Raw genomic sequence first — 20,289 nt, 5'->3', positions numbered from 1 at the left:
ACAGCAATGAGCGATTCCTTGGTGCAACTGAGTCAGGACGAGCGCGGTGTGGCACGCATCACGTTGAGCGACGCGCAGCGTTTCAACGCCTTGAGCAGTGAAATGCTCATGGCCCTGCAGTCGGCGCTGGATGTCGTGGCCAAGAGTGAGCAGGCGCGTGTGGTGGTGCTGGCCGCCCAAGGCAAGGCCTTTTGCGCCGGGCATAACCTCAAGGACATGGCGGCCCATACGGAGCTGGCTTACTACCAGCAGCTGTTTGCCCAGTGCAGCCGCATGATGCTCTCGATTCAGAAGCTGCCCGTTCCTGTCATTGCAAGAGTACAGGGCATCGCAACGGCAGCAGGTTGCCAGTTGGTGGCGCAGTGTGATCTGGCCGTGGCCAGCAGCGAGGCTCGCTTTGCCACCAGCGGCATTCAATACGGCTTGTTCTGCTCCACGCCCAGCGTGCCTCTGGTGCGCAACATGCCGATCAAACAGTCCATGGAGATGCTGCTGACGGGCGAGTTCATCGATGCGCAGACGGCTCTGCACTATGGTCTGCTCAATCGCGTGGTCGAGCCGGAGCGGCTCGATGCTGCCGTGGAAGAGCTGGTGTCTGCCATCTTGAGCAAGCCCCGTGTGGCCATCAGAATGGGCAAGGAGCTGGTCTATCGCCAGCGTGAAATGGGCCTGGAGTCGGCTTATCAGCTGGCGGGCCAGACCATGGCTACCAATATGCTGGATACCGACGCGCAGGAAGGCGCTCAGGCTTTCGCACAAAAGCGCAAGCCTCGTTGGCGCTAAACCCTGGATTTGCGCTCCCCAGCCTTCGTTGTTGGGCAGGCTGAGCTGCGTGGATGGCGTCGTTCGCCGCGCGGATTCTTGTGTTTTCGGCCCGTCCATTTGAACGACGAGGCTGCTTTCCGGCAGTGTTACCGTGAGGCCTATCTGGATGCAGGCATGGCACTGATGGACTCAATTCCTAGGTTTTACCCTGATTTGACCCATCTGAGACCCATGATTTCGCGAGGCTTGTGCATAAAATTGAACGGTCGTTCTTTTTTATGCCATTCCACCTGCGAAGGCTGCTGCACATATCTCCGGGCAGATTGTCTGGAAAATTGTGCAGAGAGTGTTGCGGTGCCGCATAAAATGAATCCAGTTTACGTAAACGTCAATGCAGTAATCATTAAGGAGCCGCAGCAATGAAGGTATTGGTCCCTGTCAAGCGCGTGGTGGACTACAACGTCAAGGTCCGCGTGAAGTCGGACGGCACGGGTGTGGACATCGCCAACGTCAAGATGAGCATGAACCCCTTTGACGAAATCGCCGTCGAAGAAGCCGTGCGCCTGAAGGAAAAAGGCGTGGTGACCGAAGTCATCGCCGTCTCCTGTGGTGTGGCCCAGTGCCAGGAAACCCTGCGCACGGCCATGGCCATCGGTGCCGATCGCGGCATTCTGGTCGAGACCGATGTTGAGCTGCAGCCCCTGGCTGTGGCCAAGCTGCTCAAGGCCCTGGTGGACAAGGAGCAACCCGGTCTGGTCATCTGCGGCAAGCAGGCCATCGACGACGACGCCAACCAGACCGGCCAGATGCTGGCGGCCCTGGCCGACCTGCCCCAGGCCACTTTTGCCTCCAAGGTCGAAGTCGCTGGCGACAAGGTCAACGTGACCCGCGAAGTGGACGGCGGCCTGGAAACCGTGGCCCTGTCCACGCCCGCCGTCATCACCACCGACCTGCGCCTGAACGAGCCCCGCTACGTCACCTTGCCCAACATCATGAAGGCCAAGAAAAAGCAGCTGGACACCTTCAAGCCCGAAGACCTGGGCGTGGACGTGACGCCTCGCCTGAAGACCGTGAAGGTCTCCGAGCCTGCCAAGCGCGGTGCTGGCGTCAAGGTGGCCGATGTGGCCGCCCTGGTCGACAAGCTGAAAAATGAAGCGAAGGTCATCTGACTCCCCCTGAGTCGCCTGCGGCGCCTTCCCCCAAAGGGGGACGACGGCCTTGGCTGCGGGGCGGCCCTTGCTGGCCGTCCCTCGCTAGGCTGCGCTGCTGCCAAGGGCTGATGTCCTCTCTCGGACTTCGCCAGAACGTAAAGAAATTTAGAGGTTGAATATGACTTCTCTCGTTATTGCAGAACACGACAACGCTTCGATCAAGACCGCGACCCTGAACACCGTGACGGCCGCCAAGGCCTGCGGTGGTGATGTGCATGTGCTGGTGGTTGGCGAAGGTGCAGCCGCTGCAGCAGCCGCTGCCGCCCAGATCGCCGGAGTCTCCAAGGTCATCCATGCCGACGGCGCCAGCCTCAAGGACGGCCTGGCCGAGAACGTGGCGGCCCAGGTGCTGGCCATCGCCGGCAACTACAGCCACATCCTGTTCCCCTCGACCGCCTCGGGCAAGAACGTGGCGCCTCGCGTGGCCGCCAAGCTGGACGTGGCCCAGATCAGCGACATCACCAAGGTCGACTCCGCCGACACCTTCGAGCGCCCCATCTACGCGGGCAACGCCATTGCCACCGTGCAGTCCGCCGATGCCGTCAAGGTCATCACCGTGCGTACCACGGGCTTTGACGCAGCGGCAGCCAGCGGCGGCTCGGCGGCCGTGGAAACGGCGGCAGCCGTGGCTGACAGCGGCAAGAGCGCCTTTGTGGGCCGCGAAGTGACCAAGAGCGAGCGTCCCGAACTGACGGCAGCCAAGATCATCGTCTCCGGCGGTCGCGCGCTGGGCTCGGCCGAGAAGTTCCAGGAAGTCATGTCGCCGCTGGCCGACAAGCTGGGCGCGGCCATCGGCGCGTCGCGCGCTGCGGTGGATGCGGGCTATGCGCCCAACGACCTGCAAGTGGGCCAGACGGGCAAGATCGTGGCGCCGCAGCTGTACATTGCCTGCGGCATCTCGGGAGCGATCCAGCATCTGGCGGGCATGAAGGACTCGAAGGTGATCGTGGCGATCAACAAGGACCCCGAGGCCCCGATCTTCTCGGTGGCTGATTACGGTCTGGAAGCCGATCTGTTCACAGCCGTTCCCGAGCTGGTCAACGCGCTGTAATTTGGCGCACATCAAAAGAGGGGCTTCAAGCCCCTCTTTTTCCATGGGCGCCTGGCTAGTACAGGTCAGGTCATCAACAATAATTCGGCAGCTGCATGGGCGCTTCAGACCCACTGCATTGATGGAGAGGGAGACTCTGAATGAATCGCAAGCATTGGGTGTTGGCGCGAGCCGGTTTGGTCGCCATGTATGCAGGTGCTGCTTTGGTGGCGCAGGCCTGGACGGTAGGTCAGGTGGCCCCGATGTCGGGGGCTGAAGCCAGTCAGGGGCGGGCCTATGCGCAGGGCATGCGTCTGTACTTTGACCAGGTCAACAAGGCAGGTGGTGTGCAGGGCCAACCTGTGGAGCTGGCCGTGCTTGATGATGTGGGCCATCCCGAAGAGACCGTGACCAAGACGCGCAAGCTGCTGAGCGAATCCAAGCCCGTGGTGCTGGCAGGCTATTTCGGCAATCGCAATCTCTCGGCCTTGCTGGAGAGCAAGGCTCTGGATAGCTCGCAGATTCCGCTGGTGGGTTATCAGAGCACGGACACCCGTGTGCTGGCATCACCCCAGATGTTCTCCACGCGTGCAGGGCTTGTCGAGCAGATCGCAAAGATTTCCACCCATCTGGCCACCGTAGGCATCACGCGGCTGGCGTTGGTGTTCGAGGAGCGTCCCGATGCGCAGGAGCTGACGGCCTTGGTGACCAAGGCCGTGAACCCAAGCGGGGCCAAGCTGGTGGGATCGGCCATGCTCAAGAGCCGAGGTGGCTCGGACAAGGCTGTGCAGGAGCTGCAGGCTGCGAAGACTTCGCCTCAAGCCATTTTGCTGGTGGCTTCCAGCCCTGCCACGGCGGCATTTGTCGAGGCATATCGCATGGAGGGCGGTACCGCCCAAGTCTATGCCACGGCGGAGGCCGATATCGAGCAGTTGGCCAAGCGTCTTCCTGTTGAGTACATGAGCGGTCTGTCGATTGCCCAGGTAGTGCCCAGTCCCTACAAGGTATCGGGCAAGCTCAACAAGGAGTTTCGCGACGCGACGATTGCAGCAGGCAAGTCCCTGGACGTTCCGGTGAGCTTTGCCATGATGGAAGGCTTTGTGAATGCCAAGGTCATCGTGGAGGCCATGCGTCGCAGCCAGCCGCTGACGCCGGAAAAAATGAGTGCCGCCTTGCGCGGACTGGAGTCTTATGACCTGGGCGGCTACTGGGTGAACTTCAAGCCCGGGCAAGTGGGATCCAAATATGTGGACCTGTCCATCGTCAACGCCGCCGGGCGTGTGACGCAGTAAGAAAGCAAGGCCTGAAACGCATCGCGTTCAGGCCTTTTTTGCAGCCACTTCCATCACGATGATCCGCCGTGCAAAACAGATGCAGAAACTGTTGCCCAGGGGACAGGAAGTGGTGTCATGGCAGGCGAAACTGGCCACCGGCCAGTCGGACGGCCTCATCGTCGGCACAGGGGTGCAAACAGTGAGCCGGCCTTCGAACTGCTTCTGAAATAAGAGCTGCCTGCGTATTTGGAATAAACGCTACAGCCTTTTTTATTTATAAAACGAAGAAGGAGACAACATATGTCCAAGCTGCCACCCGCCCTCAAAAAGCTGGCTTTGCCTGTCATCGGCTCGCCGCTTTTCATCATCAGCAATCCAAAGCTTGTCATCGAGCAGTGCAAGGCCGGCATTGTCGGCTCCATGCCTTCTCTCAATGCCCGTCCGGCCGAGCAGCTGGAGGACTGGCTGGCGGAGATCACCGAGACTCTGGCTGCCTGGGACAAGGCCCACCCCGATCGCCCTTCGGCTCCATTCGCCATCAACCAGATCGTGCACAAGAGCAATGACCGTCTCGAGCACGACATGCAGGTCTGCGCCAAGTACAAGGTGCCCATCATCATCACCAGCCTGGGCGCGCGTGAAGATGTGAACCAGGCCGTGCACAGCTGGGGTGGTGTGGTGCTGCACGACATCATCAACAACAAGTTTGCGCGCAAGGCCATTGAAAAAGGTGCCGACGGCCTGATCGCCGTGGCAGCCGGTGCTGGCGGCCATGCGGGTGTGAAGAGCCCGTTTGCCCTGGTGCAGGAAATTCGCCAATGGTTTGACGGCCCGCTGGCGCTGTCCGGATCGATTGCCACGGGGGGAGCGGTTCTCGCGGCCCAGGCGATGGGTGCGGACTTTGCCTATATCGGCTCGGCCTTCATCGCCACTGACGAGGCGCGTGCCGTGGAAGCCTACAAGCAGGCGATTGTCGAGGGCAACTCCGACGACGTGGTCTACAGCAATCTGTTCACCGGCGTGCATGGCAACTATCTGGCACCGTCGATTCGTGCGGCAGGTCTGGATCCGGAGAACCTGCCCGAGTCCGACCCCAGCAAGATGAATTTTGGCGGCGGCGCGCAAAAGGCCTGGAAGGACATCTGGGGCTGCGGCCAGGGCATCGGTGCCGTCGACAAGGTGCAGCCCACGGCCGAGCTGGTGGCTCGCCTCAAGCGTGAATATGCCGAAGCCAAGGCCAGCCTGCTGGTTGCCTGAGGCAGTTCACTATCTTCTGTGCCAACGGCGTCTTCGGACGCCGTTTTTTATGGGCGGCTTGCTCGCTTGATGTTGCTCAAGCACGACTTTAACAAGGGTTAACCCTTGTTAAATCGCTTCGGAGTTGATGCGTATCAATGTAGGCCTGGTCCTGCAATTGGCTTTTGCATATCAAGTCATGATGATTGTCAAAAGAAGAGTAGTATTCCGTTAATTTCAGTAAATACTGAAAATTGAGAAATGCAGCACACCCCTTCTTCCTCCACCGACAATCAGGTCGATACAGCACATGCCGAGTTGGCGAGCGTCATCCGTCGCCCCAGCGCGGGAGCTGTGTGGCAGGTGTTTGCCGCTCTGATATGGTTGCCGCAGGCAGCCTTGCTGGCCTGGGCTGTGCAACTCATGGCCAACGGTCAGGGCATGGCGGCCGTCTGGCCCATGGCGGCTGGCGTGTTGTTGCTGGGCTTGCTGCGAGCCTGGACAGAAGGCCATGGCGGCATGCTGGCCAACCGTGCAGCGCGCGCGCAGCTCAGCAGCTTGCGCGCCCGGGTGGCGCAGTCGCTGGCTCAGGCATCGCCGCTGGACAAGAGCCGCCCTGCCTCCGGCCAGGCCGCCAGCGCCATGGCCGAGCAGGCAGAGGCCATTGTTCCGTGGCTGGCGCGTTACCAGAGCGCGATGTGGCGTGTGCGTCTGCTGCCCCTGGTGATTTTGGCTGCCGTGGCCTTGCAGTCATGGGTGGCGGCTCTGATTCTGATGGTTGCCGCGCCGCTGATTCCGCTTTTCATGGCGATCGTGGGCTGGCGTGCCAAGGCGGCCAGCGAAGAGCAGATGCTGCAGCTGGGCCATATGAACGCTTTCCTGCTGGACCGCCTGCGCGGTCTGAGCACGTTGCGTGCTCTGCATGCCGTGGAACTGACAGGTCAGCGGCTGCGTGACCATGCCGAAGGTCTGCGCGCCCGCACCATGCGCGTGCTGCGCATTGCCTTTCTGTCTTCTGCGGTGCTGGAGCTTTTCTCGGCACTGGGCGTGGCCATGGTGGCCGTCTATATAGGTTTTCACCTGCTGGGCACGCTGAACTTCGGAGCCTGGGGCGACAAGCTCGGTCTGGGCCAGGCCATGTTCGTGCTGCTGCTGGCGCCGGCATTTTTCGAGCCTTTGCGCGATCTCTCGGCCGTCTGGCATGACAGAGCCGCAGGCGAGGCAGCGCTGCAGACCTTGGAGAGCATGCGGGCGCAGTCCATGCAGATTGTCGGTGCACAGCATGCCGCTGAAGCATCTCCGGTCGATGAGCAATCATGGCTTGGCCAGCCTGTGTCCGTAAGCGTTTCGGAACTCAAGGTCCAGGCGCCAGGCAGTGACTCCAGCCTCGCGCCGCTGTCTTTGCACATACAGGCCGGCGAGCATGTGGCGCTGTGGAGTCCCAGCGGCAGCGGCAAGTCCGTGCTGCTGGCGCAGATTGCCGGCCTTTTGCCGGTACAGCAAGGCCGTATCGAAGTCGACCGGCAAACGCTTGAGGCCGGCAGTGCTACCCAGTTGCGCCGGCGCATGGCCTGGCTGGGTCAGTTGCCCCATGTCTTTGCCGGCTCGGCCGCGCGCAATATTGCGCTGGGGCGCCACTCTGTAGGACCCGAACAGATTGCCCAAGCCACGCAGCTGGCGGCACTGGACGAGGCCCTGGCGCATCGCCCCGGCGCAAGCCTGGGTGAGGGGGGCGCAGGCCTTTCCGGTGGCGAGGTGGTGAGACTGGCCCTTGCGCGCATGGCCGCGCAGACACAGGCCGGACTGCTGCTGGTCGATGAACCTACTGCCCATCTGGATCCCGAGACAGCGGCCCAGATCACGCAGTCTCTGCGCCATCTGGCCAGGGGGCGCACCATGCTGGTCGCGACCCACGATGCGCATCTGGCCGCAGCCATGGATCGCGTGATCGAGCTGCCACTGTTGCGACGGGAGCAGGAGTCGCAGGTATGAAGACACGGGACATTTCAATGCGCGAAATGCTGAAGCTGCTGGGCCAGATGGCGCCGCGCAAGCTCTGGCTGGGCGGTGCCGCCCTGGCAGCGCTCACGGTGCTGATGGGCATGGCATTGCTGGGCTTGTCGGGCTGGTTCATCACGGCCACGGCCCTGGCCGGGCTGGTGCCTGCCACGGCTCTGGTGTTCGATGTGTTCATGCCGTCGGCCGGCATTCGCCTGCTGGCCGTGGGCCGCACCGGTGCCCGCTATGCCGAGCGCCTGGTGACCCACGATGCCACGCTGGCCGTGCTGGCCGCTTTGCGCCAGAGACTGTTTCTGAGCTGGGCTCGCCCGCAGGCCGCCCGCCTGCTGTTGCAGCGCCCGGCAAGGCTGTTGCAGCGCCTGACCTCCGACGTGGACGCCCTGGACAATCTTTATCTGCGCCTGCTGGTGCCGGCCGTCGCGGCGCTGGGCGCGGCCTTGCTGGCAGCTCTGGCCTACGGATTCATGCGCTGGTGGCTGGGCCTGTTGACCCTGGCGTGGCTGCTGCTGGCTGGTTGGGGCATTGCCCTGTGGCATGGTTTGCGCAGCCGCAAGGCCGCCGTGCGCCGTGCCATGGCTCTGGAAGCCATGCGTGCCCAGACCGTAGATCTGGTTGCAGGCCAGACCGAGCTGCTGATGGCAGGCCAGTTGCCTGCCCAGGTGCAACAGGTGCTGCACAGCGATGCGCGCTGTGCACAGGCCGATGAGCGGCTTTATCAATCCGAAGCGGCTGCCGCCCAGGCTTATGGGGCGGTGTCTGCCATGACCTTGAGTGCATCCGTGCTGCTGATGGCCTGGTTGATAGAGCAGGAGCGCATCAACGCGCCGGTTGCTGCGCTGGGTATTTTGCTGGCACTGTCGGCAATGGAGCCGTTTGCAGCCCTGCGCAGAGGGGCAGAACAGGCCGGACGTACCTGGCTGGCGCTGCGCAGGCTGGCTCCCCCGCTGGCGGCCAAGGCCGAAGTGGCAGAGAGTCCACAGCAGCCTGTGCAGAAGCTGGCCGTCAGCCTACAGGCTGTCCGACTTCGTCAATTGGGCCCGATAGACCTGAACGTGCGCCAGGGCGAGCGCGTGGCGCTGATCGGCAGCAGCGGCGCAGGCAAGACCAGCTTGCTGCATTTGATGGCGGGCGAGCAGCAGCCGGACGAGGGCGTGGTTCAGGCCCGCAGTTGCAGCTGGATGACACAGAGAACCGAGCTTTTTCAGGACAGCCTGCGCAACAACCTGAGGCTGGCCGATGCCAGGGCCGGCGATGAGCAATTGTGGGCCGCCCTGCAGGCTGCAGGTCTCAGAAGCGACGTCATGGCCCTGCCACAGGGGCTGGACACCATGCTGGGTGAGGGAGGCCTCGGCCTGTCCGGAGGCCAGTCGCGCCGGCTGGCACTGGCCAGACTGCTGCTGAGCCCAGACCGCTGCTGGCTGCTTGATGAGGTGACCGAGGGACTGGATGCCGTCACTGCTGCTGACGTTTTGCAGTGCCTGGCACAGGCAGCCGAGAGCGGCGCGCGAACGCTGATTTTTGCCACGCATTGGCAGCGTGAGGCGAGTCTCGCCGATCGCATTGTGTATCTGCAGGCAGGGCAAGTAAGAGCGCAAGCCCTGCACGGCACCCCAGAGTTTGAGCAGCTGATGACAAGGCTGCGACCCGATGCGCTGGGTGCTGTTGCACCGCAGTCCATATGTTTTTCCGATTGATTTTTAAAGTACCGAGAGAAAGGACCTGACCATGGACCTCGATATCGTCGATTTATCGCGACTGCAGTTTGCGATAACGGCGCTCTACCACTTTCTGTTTGTGCCGCTGACATTGGGCCTGTCCATACTCGTTGCCATCATGGAGACGGTGTATGTGATGACCGGACGAGCCATCTGGCGCGACATGACCAAGTTCTGGGGCGTGCTGTTCGGCATCAACTTCGCCATGGGTGTGGCCACCGGCGTGGTGATGGAGTTCCAGTTCGGCATGAACTGGAGCTACTACAGCCACTATGTGGGCGACATCTTTGGTGCGCCGCTGGCGATCGAGGGTTTGATGGCCTTCTTCATGGAAGCGACCTTTGTTGGCCTGTTCTTCTTTGGCTGGGATCGCCTCTCCAAGGTCAAGCACCTGATCGTCACCTGCTTGATGGCCATAGGCACCAACTTTTCGGCCCTATGGATTCTGGTCGCCAATGGCTGGATGCAGAACCCCGTGGGGGCGAGCTTCAACCCTCAGACCATGCGCATGGAAGTGAATGACTTCTTTGCCGTGCTCACCAATCCCGTGGCGCAGGCCAAGTTCGTGCACACGGTGTCGGCGGGCTACGTCATGGCCTCGCTGTTCGTGCTGGGCATTTCGGCCTGGTATCTGCTCAAGGGCCGTCACATCCATCTGGCCAAGCGCTCGATGACGGTGGCCGCATCCTTTGGTCTGGCCGCTTCGCTGTCGGTGGTGGTGCTGGGTGACGAATCCGGCTATCTGTCCTCGGAACACCAGAAGATGAAGCTGGCATCGATCGAAGCCATGTGGGAGACCGAGCCCGCACCGGCTTCTTTCACGGCCTTTGGTTTCCCCGACCGCGAGGCGCGCGAGACCCACTTTGCCGTGCACATTCCATGGGTCATGGGCCTGATCGGTACACGTTCTCTGGACACCCCGATTCCCGGCATCAACGAACTGGTCAAGAGTGCCGAGGGCAATATCCGCAATGGTATCGACGCCTACGATGCGTTGCAGACCATTCGCAAGGCCAAGACCGATGCCGAGATTCCTGCCGAGGCACGCCTGCGCTTTGAAAACAATGGTGCCAATCTGGGCTACGCCCTGCTGCTGATGCGCTATGTGGATGATCCCCGCAAGGCAACCGAAGCGCAGATCCACCAGGCGGCAATGGATACCGTGCCACCGGTGGGGCCGCTGTTCTGGACCTTCCGCGTCATGGTGGCCCTGGGCATGTTCTTCATCGTGCTGACCGGCACCTTCTTCTGGCTGGCTGCCCGCCACAGGCTTGACGCCTACCCCTGGCTGCTCAAGGTCGCCGTGTTCTCGATTCCGCTGCCCTGGATTGCCGCCGAATGCGGCTGGGTGGTGGCCGAGCTGGGTCGCCAGCCCTGGATCATCGAAGGTGTGCTGCCCACGGCCATGGCCGTGTCCAACCTGGGTGCCTCCACCTTGCTGTTGACCATTGCCGGCTTTGTGCTGATTTACACCGTGCTGCTGGTGATCGAGCTCAAGCTGATGGTCAAGGCCATCAAGAAGGGCCCCGAGCATGAGAGCGAACCTCACCTCAGCCTCTACGAACCCATGATCAAGAAGCTGGCACGCGGCCAAAGCTGAGAGGAGCAACCAAATGATCTTGCATGAACTGATTTCATATGACGTGCTGCGCCTCATCTGGTGGCTGCTGCTCGGCGTGCTGTTGGTGGGCTTTGCCGTCACCGATGGCTTTGACCTCGGCGCCATGGGCCTGCTGCGCGCCACGGCCAAGACCGATGTCGAGCGCCGCACGGCCATCAACTCCGTCGGCCCCGTGTGGGAAGGCAATCAGGTGTGGCTGATTCTGGGCGGCGGCGCCATCTTCGCGGCCTGGCCCCAGCTTTACGCCGTGTCCTTTTCGGGCTTTTACCTGGCCATGTTTGCCGTGCTGGTGCCGCTGATCCTGCGCCCCGTGGCGTTCAAGTTCCGCAGCAAACATGAAGATGAGGCCTGGCGCAACCGTTGGGACTGGGTGCTGTGCATCACGGGTCTGGTGCCTGCACTGCTGTTCGGCGTGGCCGTGGGCAATGTGATTCTCGGCGTGCCGTTTCGTCTGGGTGACGATATGCGCATTTACTACGACGGCAGCTTCTTCGGTCTGCTCACGCCTTTTGCACTGCTGTGCGGTCTGGTCTCGCTGTCCATGCTGCTCATGCATGGTGCGGCCTGGCTGATGTTCAAGACCGATGGAGAAGTCGCCAGCCGCGCGGCCAGGTACGGCACATGGTTTGCCGTATTGACCACCGTGCTGTTTGCGGCCGCCGGCCTGTGGCTGGCCACGGGCATCAACGGCTATGTGATTACCAGCGAGATCAACCCCGTCGGTCCCTCCAACCCCTTGAACAAGACCGCAGCCGTGGCTGCCGGTGCATGGATGGCCAACTTCAAGTCCTATCCCTGGCTCTGGCTGGTGCCCGGTATCGGTCTGCTCATGCCGCTGATCGTGGCCATCGGCCTGCGCAGCCGTCGCGAGTGGCTGGCGCTGCTGGCAAGCGGCCTGGCTATCGCGGGCATCATCCTGACCGTGGGCGCTGCCATGTTCCCCATGATCCTGCCCTCCAGCATCGATCCACGCTTCAGCCTGACGGTCTGGGACTCGTCTTCCAGTCATGTCGTGCTCTTCATCATGCTGGTGTGCGTGCTGATCTTCCTGCCCTTGATCCTGGCCTACACCAGCTGGGTGTACTCGGTGCTGCGAGGCAAGGTGGACGTGAAAGCCATCGTGACCGGCCAGGGTCACTCGTATTGAGATGGGACGCCCCTCAGACGCCATGCTGCGTTCTTCCTTCTGTGTGAGGGGCGGTTCGAATATTGTTGGCCCATGCATTGGATGGGCCGAATGAAAGGAAACTTATGTGGTATTTCGCCTGGTTGCTGGGTCTGCCGCTGGCAGCAGCCTTTGCCGTGCTCAATGCGATCTGGTTCGAGCTGATGGATGACGAGGCAACGCGTCGCAAGCTGCTGGAGCGAACCAAGTCGCTGCCGGATGCCTGAGTCGTCAAGATATGGAAAAGCCCGGTCGGCTTGAGCTGACCGGGCTTTTTTTATGGATAAGGCCTTGTCTTGCTCAGGCCGTGCGATAGCTTCTCAACGCCTGTGTGGCCTGAGCCAGCTCGGTGATGAGCGACCAGTTGCCACTCTCCACGGCACTGGCGGGGACCAGCCAGGACCCGCCCACGCAGACCACATTGGACAGTGCCAGAAACTCCGCCGCGTTGCCGGGCGAGATGCCGCCCGTGGGGCAGAAACGCAGCTCTCCGAATGGACCTTGCCAGGCCTTCAGCATCTGGATGCCGCCCGACTGCACAGCGGGGAAGAACTTGAGCTCGGTAAAGCCATCTTCCTGAGTCATCATGATTTCGCTGCTGGTTGCGACACCGGGCAGCAGCGGCAGGTTCAGATCGCGGCAGGCCTGGCCCAGCTTGCTGGTGTAGCCGGGACTGACGGCAAACCTTGCGCCAGCCCGAGCAGCCGCAGCGGCATCGGCCGCATTGCGCACGGTGCCCGCACCGACGATGGCCTCGGGCAGCTGCTTGGCGATGGCCTCTATGCAGGCCAGACCCTGAGGCGTGCGCAGCGTGACCTCCAGAACCCTGATGCCGCCCGCCAGCAGTGCTTTGGCCATGGGCACCGCATGCTCTGCGTTGTGCAGCACGATGACCGGAATCACCGGTGCATCCTGCATGATGGACAAGGCGGTCATTTGAGCAGCCATGTGCAAGCTCCTTCTTCTGCGCTCAGCGCATTGCGCCGGAATCCGGCAAACAGTTCACGGCCCAGGCCGCGGTGATTGGCCTGCTGCAGCTCGGCGGGCATGATGGCCAGCGGCCTGGCTTCCCATTCGGCATCCGTCAGCTCGGCCTGCAGCAGGCCGGTGGGGGCATCGAGCACGATGACGTCGCCGCTTTGCACCTTGGCCAGCGGGCCGCCTGCCAGTGCTTCGGGACTGACATGGATGGCGGCAGGAACCTTGCCCGATGCGCCGCTCATGCGGCCATCGGTGACCAGGGCCACGACATAGCCCTTGCCTTGCAGAACGGCCAGCGGAGGGGTGAGCTTGTGCAGCTCGGGCATGCCATTGGCCTGCGGACCCTGCCAGCGCACCACACAGACGACGCCATTGAAGCCATTGGTCTGGCAGGCCTGCTCCAGCGCACCGGATTTGAAGGCCGCCTGCAGCTCATCCTGAGAATCAAAGACCCATGCCGGTGCCCGCAGTGCGTGGCGATCTTCAGGTACGGCGCTGATCTTGATGACACTGCGGCCCAGATTGCCTTTGAGCAGTTTCAAGCCGCCCGTAGGGCTGAATGGACGGCTGGCAGGGCGCAGCACGGTGTCATCGCCGGAGCTGCCCGCATCCCGCCATTGCAGCTGATGGTTTTCGACACGGGGGATGCGCCCGAAGGCGGCCAGCCCTTCGGGCCTCACCGTGAGCACGTCGCCATGCATGAGGTCGGCCTGCAGCAACTGGGCGATCACATAGCCGGGGCCGCCTGCAGCCTGGAACTGATTCACATCGGCGCTGCCATTGGGGTAGACGCGGGCCAGCAGCGGAACCACCGCAGACAGCTGCTCGAAATCATCCCAGTCGATGATGATGCCGGCGGCACGGGCCACGGCGACCCAGTGGATCAGGTGATTGGTGGAGCCGCCGGTGGCCAGCAGGGCCACCATGGCGTTGACGATGCAGCGCTCGTCCACGACATGGCCGATGGGGGCAAAGCGGCGGCCCCGGGTGATGGACAGCACGGTACGCATGGCTTCGCGTGTAAGCAGTTCGCGCTCCGCGTCGGCGGGGTTGATGAAGGCTGTGCCGGGAACATGCAGGCCCATGGCTTCCAGCAGCATCTGATTGCTGTTGGCCGTGCCGTAGAAGGTGCAGGTGCCCTGGTCATGGTAGGCCGCGTTTTCTGCGGCCAGCAGTTCCTGCCGGCCCACCAGGCCCTGCGCCGCCTGCTCGCGTATCTTGGCCTTGTCGCTGTTGGACAGGCCCGAAGTCATGGGGCCGGCAGGCACGAACACCATGGGCAGGTGGCCGAAGTGCAGGGCACCGATGAGCAGGCCGGGAACGATCTTGTCGCAGACGCCCAGCATCAGGGCCGCATCGAAAGTGTCATGCGTGAGAGCCACGGCGGTGGACATGGCAATCGTGTCGCGGCTGAACAGGCTCAGCTCCATGCCCGGCATGCCCTGGGTCACGCCATCGCACATGGCGGGCACACCGCCGGCGACCTGGGCCGTGGCGCCGTTGCGTCTGGCCTCGTCTTTCAGAATCTCGGGGTAGTGCGCAAACGGCGCATGGGCGGAGAGCACATCGTTGTAGGCCGTGACGATGCCGACATTGGGGCCTTTTTCCTCAACGATGCGAATCTTGTCCGTGCCGGGCAGAGCCGCAAAGGCGTGGGCCACATTGGCGCAGCCCATGGTGCGTACTTGCGGAGGGCGCGCGGCCATGGCATCGACCTGTGCCAGATAGTCGGAGCGGCTGGCGCGGCTGCGCTCCTGGATGCGCCGCGTCACCTGGTCCAGAACGGGGTGAAGTGCCATGATGAAAGTCCTTGGGCAGCAATGCCTGTGCTTGGGGCGCAGGCATTGTCTTGGAATGAGTGAGAGCCATGCCCGGGGCATGGCTCCATGGTTGCGCGCTTATTTGGCGCGAGCTTGCTTGACGGCGTTCTGCACAGAATCCCAGGTGCCTTGACCCACGGACTTGGCAATGCCGGCATTGACGGTGCCGAGCTTGTCGCGCATGCGGCCTGCTTCGGCGGCTGGCAGTTCGTTGACCTGCATGCCCTTGGTCTTGATCTCGGCCAGAGCCTTGGCGGCTTCTTCGCGCGTATCCTTGCGCTCGAATTCACGGCTCTTGATTGCAGCATCCTGCAGCACCTTCTTCTCGGCAGGGCTCAGGGTGTCCCACCACTTCTTGCTGACCGTCACGATCCAGGGGCTGTAGACATGGTTGGAGACGGTCAGGTACTTCTGCACTTCATAGAACTTGCTCGACAGCACCGTGTTGAAGGGGTTTTCCTGACCGTCCACGGCCTTGGTTTCCAGCGCCGTGAACAGCTCGGAGAAGGGCAGGGGAACGGCATTGGCGCCCAGGGTCTTGAAGCTGTCCAGGAAGACGTTGTTCTGCATCACGCGCAGCTTCACGTCCTGCAGATCTTCCAGCTTGGTGATGGGGCGCTTGTTGTTGGTCAGATTGCGAAAGCCGTTTTCCCAATAGACCAGACCGACCATGCCCTTGGGCTCCAGAGTGGCCTTGACCTTCTCTCCCACGGGGCCGTCCAGCACGGCGTCGGCCTCCTTGGTGTTGGCAAACAGAAATGGAGTGTCCCAGATCGCCATCTCGGGCGACAGGCCCACCAGCGTGGCGGTGGAGCCGACCATCATTTCCTGGGCGCCGCCGATCAGGGCCTGCTGCATCTGCGTGTCCGAGCCCAGGGAGGCGTTGCCGATGGCGCGGACCTTCATCTTGCCGCCGCTGGCCTTTTCCACTTCCTTGGCGAACATGCGCACGGCACGACCCTGGTTGGAGTCTTCCACCAGGCCGTAGCCGAACCGCACCAGGCGGGGCTTGAAGTCCTGCGCCTGAACGGCACCTGCGGCCAGCAGCATTGCCGTGAGTCCTGCGACTGCAAATTTGATACGCATACCCGTCTCCTTGCTTGTTTGGGCCTGGGCCCTTTGATGAAATTGGAACTGTCGTGGTGCGCTTGATTCCAGTGCGCACCATGCTATGAACTTAAAAGCTTTCATGAATGAAATGCCGTTCTCAGTGCATCCATTTGAGCGGACCCGTGACCAGCTGAGGGAAGATCACGAAGAGCACTGCCAGCAGCACATAGACCATCAGGAAGGGATTGGTGCCCTTGATCACGGTTTCCATGCGCAGCCTGCCAACCCCGGCCACCACGTTCTGCACCGTGCCCACTGGAGGGGTGATCAGGCCGATACAGCCCACATAGATGAACATGAAGCCGAAGTACACCGGATCGATGCCGGCCTTGACGGCCAGCGGCGCGCAGACCGGACCGAAGATCAGAATGGTCGGGGTCAGATCCATGGCGGTACCGACCACAAGCAGGAAGAGCATCATCACGGCCATGAAGAGCATGGGCTGATCCAGCAGGCCCGAGAAGCTGTCGGCCAGCATATTGGGCAGGTCGGCGAGCGTGATCATGTAGGCGGTCACGGTGGCCGCACCGCAGAGGAACATCACCACGGCGGTGGTCTTGGATGCGCCCAGAAAGACTTCGTAGAGCCTGCTCCAGCTCATCTCCCTGTAGACCACCATGGACACGAACAGCGCGTAGACCGCGGCCACCACGGCGGCTTCGGTCGGCGTGAACACGCCGCCCTTGAGTCCGCCCAGAATGATGACCGGCATCATCATGGCCCAGAAGCTCTTGGCCAGTGCCTTCAGGCGCAGGCCCCAGCTCACGCGCTCACCCGAGGTCAGCTGGTATTTGCGCGCGATGAACCACCAGGCCCCGATCAGAAATGCACCCATGAACAGGCCGGGCACGACGCCTGAGAGAAACAGCTTGCTGATCGAGGTATTGGTGGTGACGCCGTAGATCACGAACGGCATCGAGGGCGGAATGATGGGGGCTATGATGCCGCCCGACGCCAGCAGGCCGGCGCTGTAGCTGTCGGGATACTTCTGATCGCGCATCATCGGCAGCAAAATGGTGGCCAGCGCGGCGGTGTCGGCAATGGCCGATCCGCTCATCGAGGCCAGCAGCACGGCTGCGCCGATGGCCACATAACCGAGGCCGCCCGGAATATGACCGACAAAGGCGCGGGCCAGATCGATGATGCGGCGCGACAGGCCGCCGGCATTCATCAGCTCACCCGCGAGTATGAAGAAGGGCACGGCCAGCAGCGGGAAATTGTCGAACCCGGCCTGCAGGTTCTGCGCGAGCAGCTGGGTGTCGAAAAAGTCCAGGTGCCACATCAGGGCGACGCCGGTGAGTATCAGTGCATGGGCAATCGGCATGCCGATCACCATGCCGCCGATCAGCACGGCGAGAAAAATCAGGGTGACGATCATGGCGCCTTACTCCACGCTGGTTTCGGAAGACTCGGTCGGGGTGCCGCGCAACATGTCGCGCACCACAACCAGCAACATGCCTATGGCCAGCACCAGCGTTGCCGCTGCGCCCAGAGCCAGGGGATAGCCCAGCACGGTGCTGTAGCTGCTCCAGCCGGCAATAACCTGCTCCCAGGAGCCCCACAGCAGCAGGGCCATGCAGGTGCCGATCAGCAGCTGCGAGACCCAGAACAGGACTTTGCGGGTGGCCGGGCCGACCCGCGATGTCACCATGTCGAAGCCCAGGTGGGCGCCTTCAAAAGCCGCCACGATGGCACCGATGGCCACCAGCCACACAAACAGCAGGCGCGAGATCTCCTCATAGGAGACGATGCTGGTGTGGAAAACGTAGCGCAGCACCACGTTGACGAAAACGGCAACCACCATGCCGGCCAGGGCCAGCACCATCAGGCCTTCGGCCAGGCGCTTGAGCCATGGCTTGCGGCCCTGTGCCTCTTTGCGATCTTCAGACATTGGCTGTCTCCTGCTGTCTTTATGCTTGGGATTCGCGCCTTGCCCATTGCCGGGCCGCGAGCGCGATGTCGTTGAGATTCATGGTGGCGCTGACGGTCAGAACATCAGGCTCCTGACGCGGGTCTTCCAGCGTCGTGAACTGATTGGCCACCAGGTCGGGCGAGAAGAAATGCCCGGGTCGGGTCTGGACGCGTTCCAGGGCCGTGGCATAGTCGAGATCGAGAAACACAAAACCCAGTTGCTGGGCGCTGCGCAACTGGTCGCGGTACTTGCGCTTGAGCGCCGAGCAGGTCAGCACGAGGCCGTGTTCGGCATCTGCCTGGGCCAGTCGCTGCGCCAGGCGCTCCAGCCAGCCTTCGCGGTCGGCATCCGTCAGGGCAATGCCGGCCTGCATCTTGGCCACGCTCTGGGGGGAGTGGTAGCTGTCGCCTTCCACCAAGGTCCACCCCAGTTGACGGGCGATGGCTTCTCCTGCGCTCGATTTGCCGCAGCCAGAAACTCCCATGACGACCAGTGCCGACATGGTGCCCTGAGGCTGGATCTTGCTTTGAATCATTTTTGGATAGCGCTATCCGATATGGTTAAAAAATGAGCAGCCTGCTGCTTTCTGAGATGGGCTTCAGACCTCGGTCGAAGGCAAGTCAGTGCTTTCATCAAGCTGCTTCCACAGACTTCATTTCAAGTCTGGATAGCGCTATCATAATCAAAAAACCTCAGGCATCTGATTAGGAGATTCCCTTGCCTCCCGAGACCCGTACCAAGAGTGAAACCCCGGCAGACAGTGCTTCTTCAAGGCGATCTCGCGCCAGCGGGCGTGTCACCCTCAGCGATGTGGCGCAGGCTGCGGGCGTGAGTCCGATGACGGTCTCCAGAGCCTTGCGCGGAGAGCGCAGAGTGGCTGCTGCCCTGGTCGACAAAGTGCGCGAGGTTGCGGCTTCTCTGGGTTATGTGCCCGATCTGGCAGCGCGTGCACTGGCCTCGCAAAAAAGCACCCAGGTGTTGGTACTGGTACCCATGCTCTCCAACACCTTGTTTGTGGAGGTCCTGGAGGCTGTGCACAAGGTGCTGTTTGCCCAGGGCTATCACATGCTGATCGGCGTGACCCACTACGACCCAGCGGAGGAAGAGCAGTTGCTGCGGGCCTATCTGCCCATGCGGCCTGCCGGACTGTTGCTGACCGGGTTTGACCACAGCGAAGAGTCGCGGAAATTATTGGCTGCCAATCCCGTGCCGCGCGTGCATCTCATGGAGTTGCGCGAGCCCGGTAGCGCTCCCGATTGCTATAGCGTGGGTTTCTCGCAGATTGCAGCGGGCGCTGAAATGACCCGCCATCTGCTGGACAAGGGATACAGACGCATCGCATTTTGCGGAGCCCAGCTCGACGCGCGTGTCATGCAGCGCCTGGAAGGTTATCGGCAGGTGCTCAAACAGGCCGGCCTGTATGACCAGAGCCTGGAGATTCTCAATCCCGAGCGCTCATCGCTGGCGCTGGGGGCAAGGCAGTTTGAGACGCTTCTCAAGGCCCAGACCACGGTGGATGCCATCTTTTTCTGCAATGACGACATTGCGCAAGGCGCATTGCTGGAGGCCAATCGCATGGGGGTCAAGGTGCCGCAGCAGGTGGCGGTCGCCGGGTTCAACGACCTGCCTGGCAGTGATCAGATGGTGCCGCCTCTGACCACCATCCATACACCCAGGGATGAAGTGGGCAGAAAAGCTGCCAGCATGCTGCTGCAATTGCTGGCAGGGGACACCGTCAGAGAGGCCAGTGTGGATCTGGGCTTCAGGCTGGTGCCCAGGGCCAGCACCTGAGTTGCCGGCGTCAGGCTTCCGAGCCTGACTTGCTTCGCCCGGTAATCTTGTCTTTCAGGTCCAGCAGTCGCGTCACGGCGGAGCCCATGCCCATAAGCTGCATGGCTGTCTCTGGCGACAGACGCTGAACATCGTCAAACCAGCTCATCAGCTTGTCGATGAGTTCGTGCATATCGCGCATGCGTTGCTGGGCGTAGCGTTCTTCGTCGGTGCTGGCTTCTTCCATCATGGCGGCACGCAGCATGGACTGCGTGGGCTCGATCTCGCGGCGGCGGCGCTCTTCGGCCAGTCGCTTGAAGATTTCCCAGACATCCTCGGGTGCCTGGAAGTATTCGCGCCGGTCGCCGGGCTGGTGACGCAGCTGAACCAGCCGCCAGGCCTGCAACTCCTTGAGCCCCATGCTCACATTGGAGCGCGAGAATTCCAGCGTGTCGGCAATCTGGTCTGCGTTCAGCGGCTCGGGCGAAATGAACAGCAGGGCATAGATCTGCCCCACGGTGCGATTGATGCCCCAGCGGCTGCCCATCTCGCCGAAATGCGAAACAAATTGTCGGCTCAGCTCCGACAGTGGTTTGGCTTGCGTCATAGCCTCCATTGTGCCTTTGCCCGAGGTTCTCAGTGGGGCAGGGAAATCAAGCC

The 20,289-nt window shown here is 62.1% G+C and carries 18 protein-coding genes; 11 read left to right on the top strand and 7 right to left on the bottom strand.

Annotated elements, in window-relative coordinates; translation table 11 throughout:
• Positions 1 to 6: 6 nt before the first annotated feature.
• The 10 genes from CTR2_RS20005 to cydX all read left to right on the top strand — a co-directional run bounded on the left by CTR2_RS20005 (position 7) and on the right by cydX (position 12,263).
• Complete coding sequence (locus CTR2_RS20005; RefSeq protein ID WP_087081588.1) at positions 7 to 783, top strand: enoyl-CoA hydratase; 777 nt, start codon at positions 7 to 9, stop codon at positions 781 to 783.
• 401 nt (positions 784 to 1,184) lie between these two features.
• On the top strand, positions 1,185 to 1,934 hold the full coding sequence (locus tag CTR2_RS20000) for an electron transfer flavoprotein subunit beta/FixA family protein (protein WP_012839288.1): 750 nt from the start codon (positions 1,185 to 1,187) through the stop codon (positions 1,932 to 1,934).
• Between the two features lie 160 nt (positions 1,935 to 2,094).
• Positions 2,095 to 3,027 (top strand): electron transfer flavoprotein subunit alpha/FixB family protein, encoded by a 933-nt coding sequence (locus tag CTR2_RS19995; protein WP_310221436.1) that lies wholly within the window; start codon positions 2,095 to 2,097, stop codon positions 3,025 to 3,027.
• A gap of 140 nt (positions 3,028 to 3,167) precedes the next feature.
• Positions 3,168 to 4,298 carry an ABC transporter substrate-binding protein gene (locus CTR2_RS19990; protein WP_087081591.1) on the top strand — a complete coding sequence of 377 codons (1,131 nt, stop codon included), beginning with the start codon at positions 3,168 to 3,170 and terminating at the stop codon, positions 4,296 to 4,298.
• 282 nt (positions 4,299 to 4,580) lie between these two features.
• Complete coding sequence (locus tag CTR2_RS19985) at positions 4,581 to 5,537, top strand: NAD(P)H-dependent flavin oxidoreductase (RefSeq protein WP_087081593.1); 957 nt, start codon at positions 4,581 to 4,583, stop codon at positions 5,535 to 5,537.
• Positions 5,538 to 5,777: 240 nt separating this feature from the next.
• Positions 5,778 to 7,508, top strand: a complete 1,731-nt coding sequence (cydD, locus tag CTR2_RS19980) for a thiol reductant ABC exporter subunit CydD (RefSeq protein ID WP_176391609.1) — start codon at positions 5,778 to 5,780, stop codon at positions 7,506 to 7,508.
• The gene (locus CTR2_RS19975) at positions 7,505 to 9,229 is read left to right on the top strand and encodes an amino acid ABC transporter ATP-binding/permease protein (RefSeq protein ID WP_087081595.1); all 1,725 of its coding nucleotides are present in this window, start codon (positions 7,505 to 7,507) and stop codon (positions 9,227 to 9,229) included. Before cydD ends, CTR2_RS19975 begins: the two co-directional genes overlap by 4 nt.
• A gap of 31 nt (positions 9,230 to 9,260) precedes the next feature.
• Positions 9,261 to 10,850: a cytochrome ubiquinol oxidase subunit I gene (locus CTR2_RS19970; RefSeq protein WP_087081597.1), complete on the top strand. Its 1,590-nt coding sequence runs from the start codon at positions 9,261 to 9,263 to the stop codon at positions 10,848 to 10,850.
• Between the two features lie 13 nt (positions 10,851 to 10,863).
• Positions 10,864 to 12,018, top strand: coding sequence for a cytochrome d ubiquinol oxidase subunit II (gene cydB / locus CTR2_RS19965; protein ID WP_087081599.1), 1,155 nt, complete (start codon positions 10,864 to 10,866; stop codon positions 12,016 to 12,018).
• 104 nt (positions 12,019 to 12,122) lie between these two features.
• A complete protein-coding gene (gene cydX / locus CTR2_RS19960) occupies positions 12,123 to 12,263 on the top strand; it encodes a cytochrome bd-I oxidase subunit CydX (RefSeq protein ID WP_003053063.1) in 141 nt (46 codons plus the stop codon).
• Positions 12,264 to 12,336: 73 nt separating this feature from the next.
• On the opposite strand, the gene eda is transcribed toward cydX, so the two are convergent.
• From eda to CTR2_RS19930, 6 genes are all read right to left on the bottom strand, one after another.
• Positions 12,337 to 12,984, bottom strand: coding sequence for a bifunctional 4-hydroxy-2-oxoglutarate aldolase/2-dehydro-3-deoxy-phosphogluconate aldolase (gene eda, locus CTR2_RS19955; protein ID WP_087081601.1), 648 nt, complete (start codon positions 12,982 to 12,984; stop codon positions 12,337 to 12,339).
• On the bottom strand, positions 12,969 to 14,816 hold the full coding sequence (gene edd / locus CTR2_RS19950) for a phosphogluconate dehydratase (protein ID WP_087081603.1): 1,848 nt from the start codon (positions 14,814 to 14,816) through the stop codon (positions 12,969 to 12,971). Before edd ends, eda begins: the two co-directional genes overlap by 16 nt.
• Before the next feature lie 99 nt (positions 14,817 to 14,915).
• Positions 14,916 to 15,923 carry a TRAP transporter substrate-binding protein gene (locus tag CTR2_RS19945; protein WP_087081605.1) on the bottom strand — a complete coding sequence of 336 codons (1,008 nt, stop codon included), beginning with the start codon at positions 15,921 to 15,923 and terminating at the stop codon, positions 14,916 to 14,918.
• A gap of 121 nt (positions 15,924 to 16,044) precedes the next feature.
• Positions 16,045 to 17,325 (bottom strand): TRAP transporter large permease, encoded by a 1,281-nt coding sequence (locus CTR2_RS19940; protein ID WP_087081607.1) that lies wholly within the window; start codon positions 17,323 to 17,325, stop codon positions 16,045 to 16,047.
• 6 nt (positions 17,326 to 17,331) lie between these two features.
• Complete coding sequence (locus CTR2_RS19935) at positions 17,332 to 17,838, bottom strand: TRAP transporter small permease (RefSeq protein ID WP_087081609.1); 507 nt, start codon at positions 17,836 to 17,838, stop codon at positions 17,332 to 17,334.
• 19 nt (positions 17,839 to 17,857) lie between these two features.
• Entirely contained in the window at positions 17,858 to 18,394 is a 537-nt protein-coding gene (locus CTR2_RS19930) for a gluconokinase (RefSeq protein WP_003065728.1), read from the bottom strand.
• A 182-nt stretch (positions 18,395 to 18,576) separates the two neighbouring features.
• On the opposite strand from CTR2_RS19930, the gene gntR reads away from it, so the two are divergent.
• Positions 18,577 to 19,650 (top strand): HTH-type transcriptional regulator GntR, encoded by a 1,074-nt coding sequence (gene gntR, locus CTR2_RS19925; protein WP_087081611.1) that lies wholly within the window; start codon positions 18,577 to 18,579, stop codon positions 19,648 to 19,650.
• A 10-nt stretch (positions 19,651 to 19,660) separates the two neighbouring features.
• On the opposite strand, the gene CTR2_RS19920 is transcribed toward gntR, so the two are convergent.
• Positions 19,661 to 20,245, bottom strand: coding sequence for a GbsR/MarR family transcriptional regulator (locus CTR2_RS19920; protein ID WP_087081613.1), 585 nt, complete (start codon positions 20,243 to 20,245; stop codon positions 19,661 to 19,663).
• Positions 20,246 to 20,289: the final 44 nt, after the last annotated feature.

Origin of the sequence: Comamonas thiooxydans (assembly GCF_002157685.2) — a bacterium.
Classification (GTDB): domain Bacteria; phylum Pseudomonadota; class Gammaproteobacteria; order Burkholderiales; family Burkholderiaceae_C; genus Comamonas; species Comamonas testosteroni_H.
Note: the sequence above shows the minus strand (reverse complement) of the source record. Positions and strands in the feature narration are given on the sequence as shown.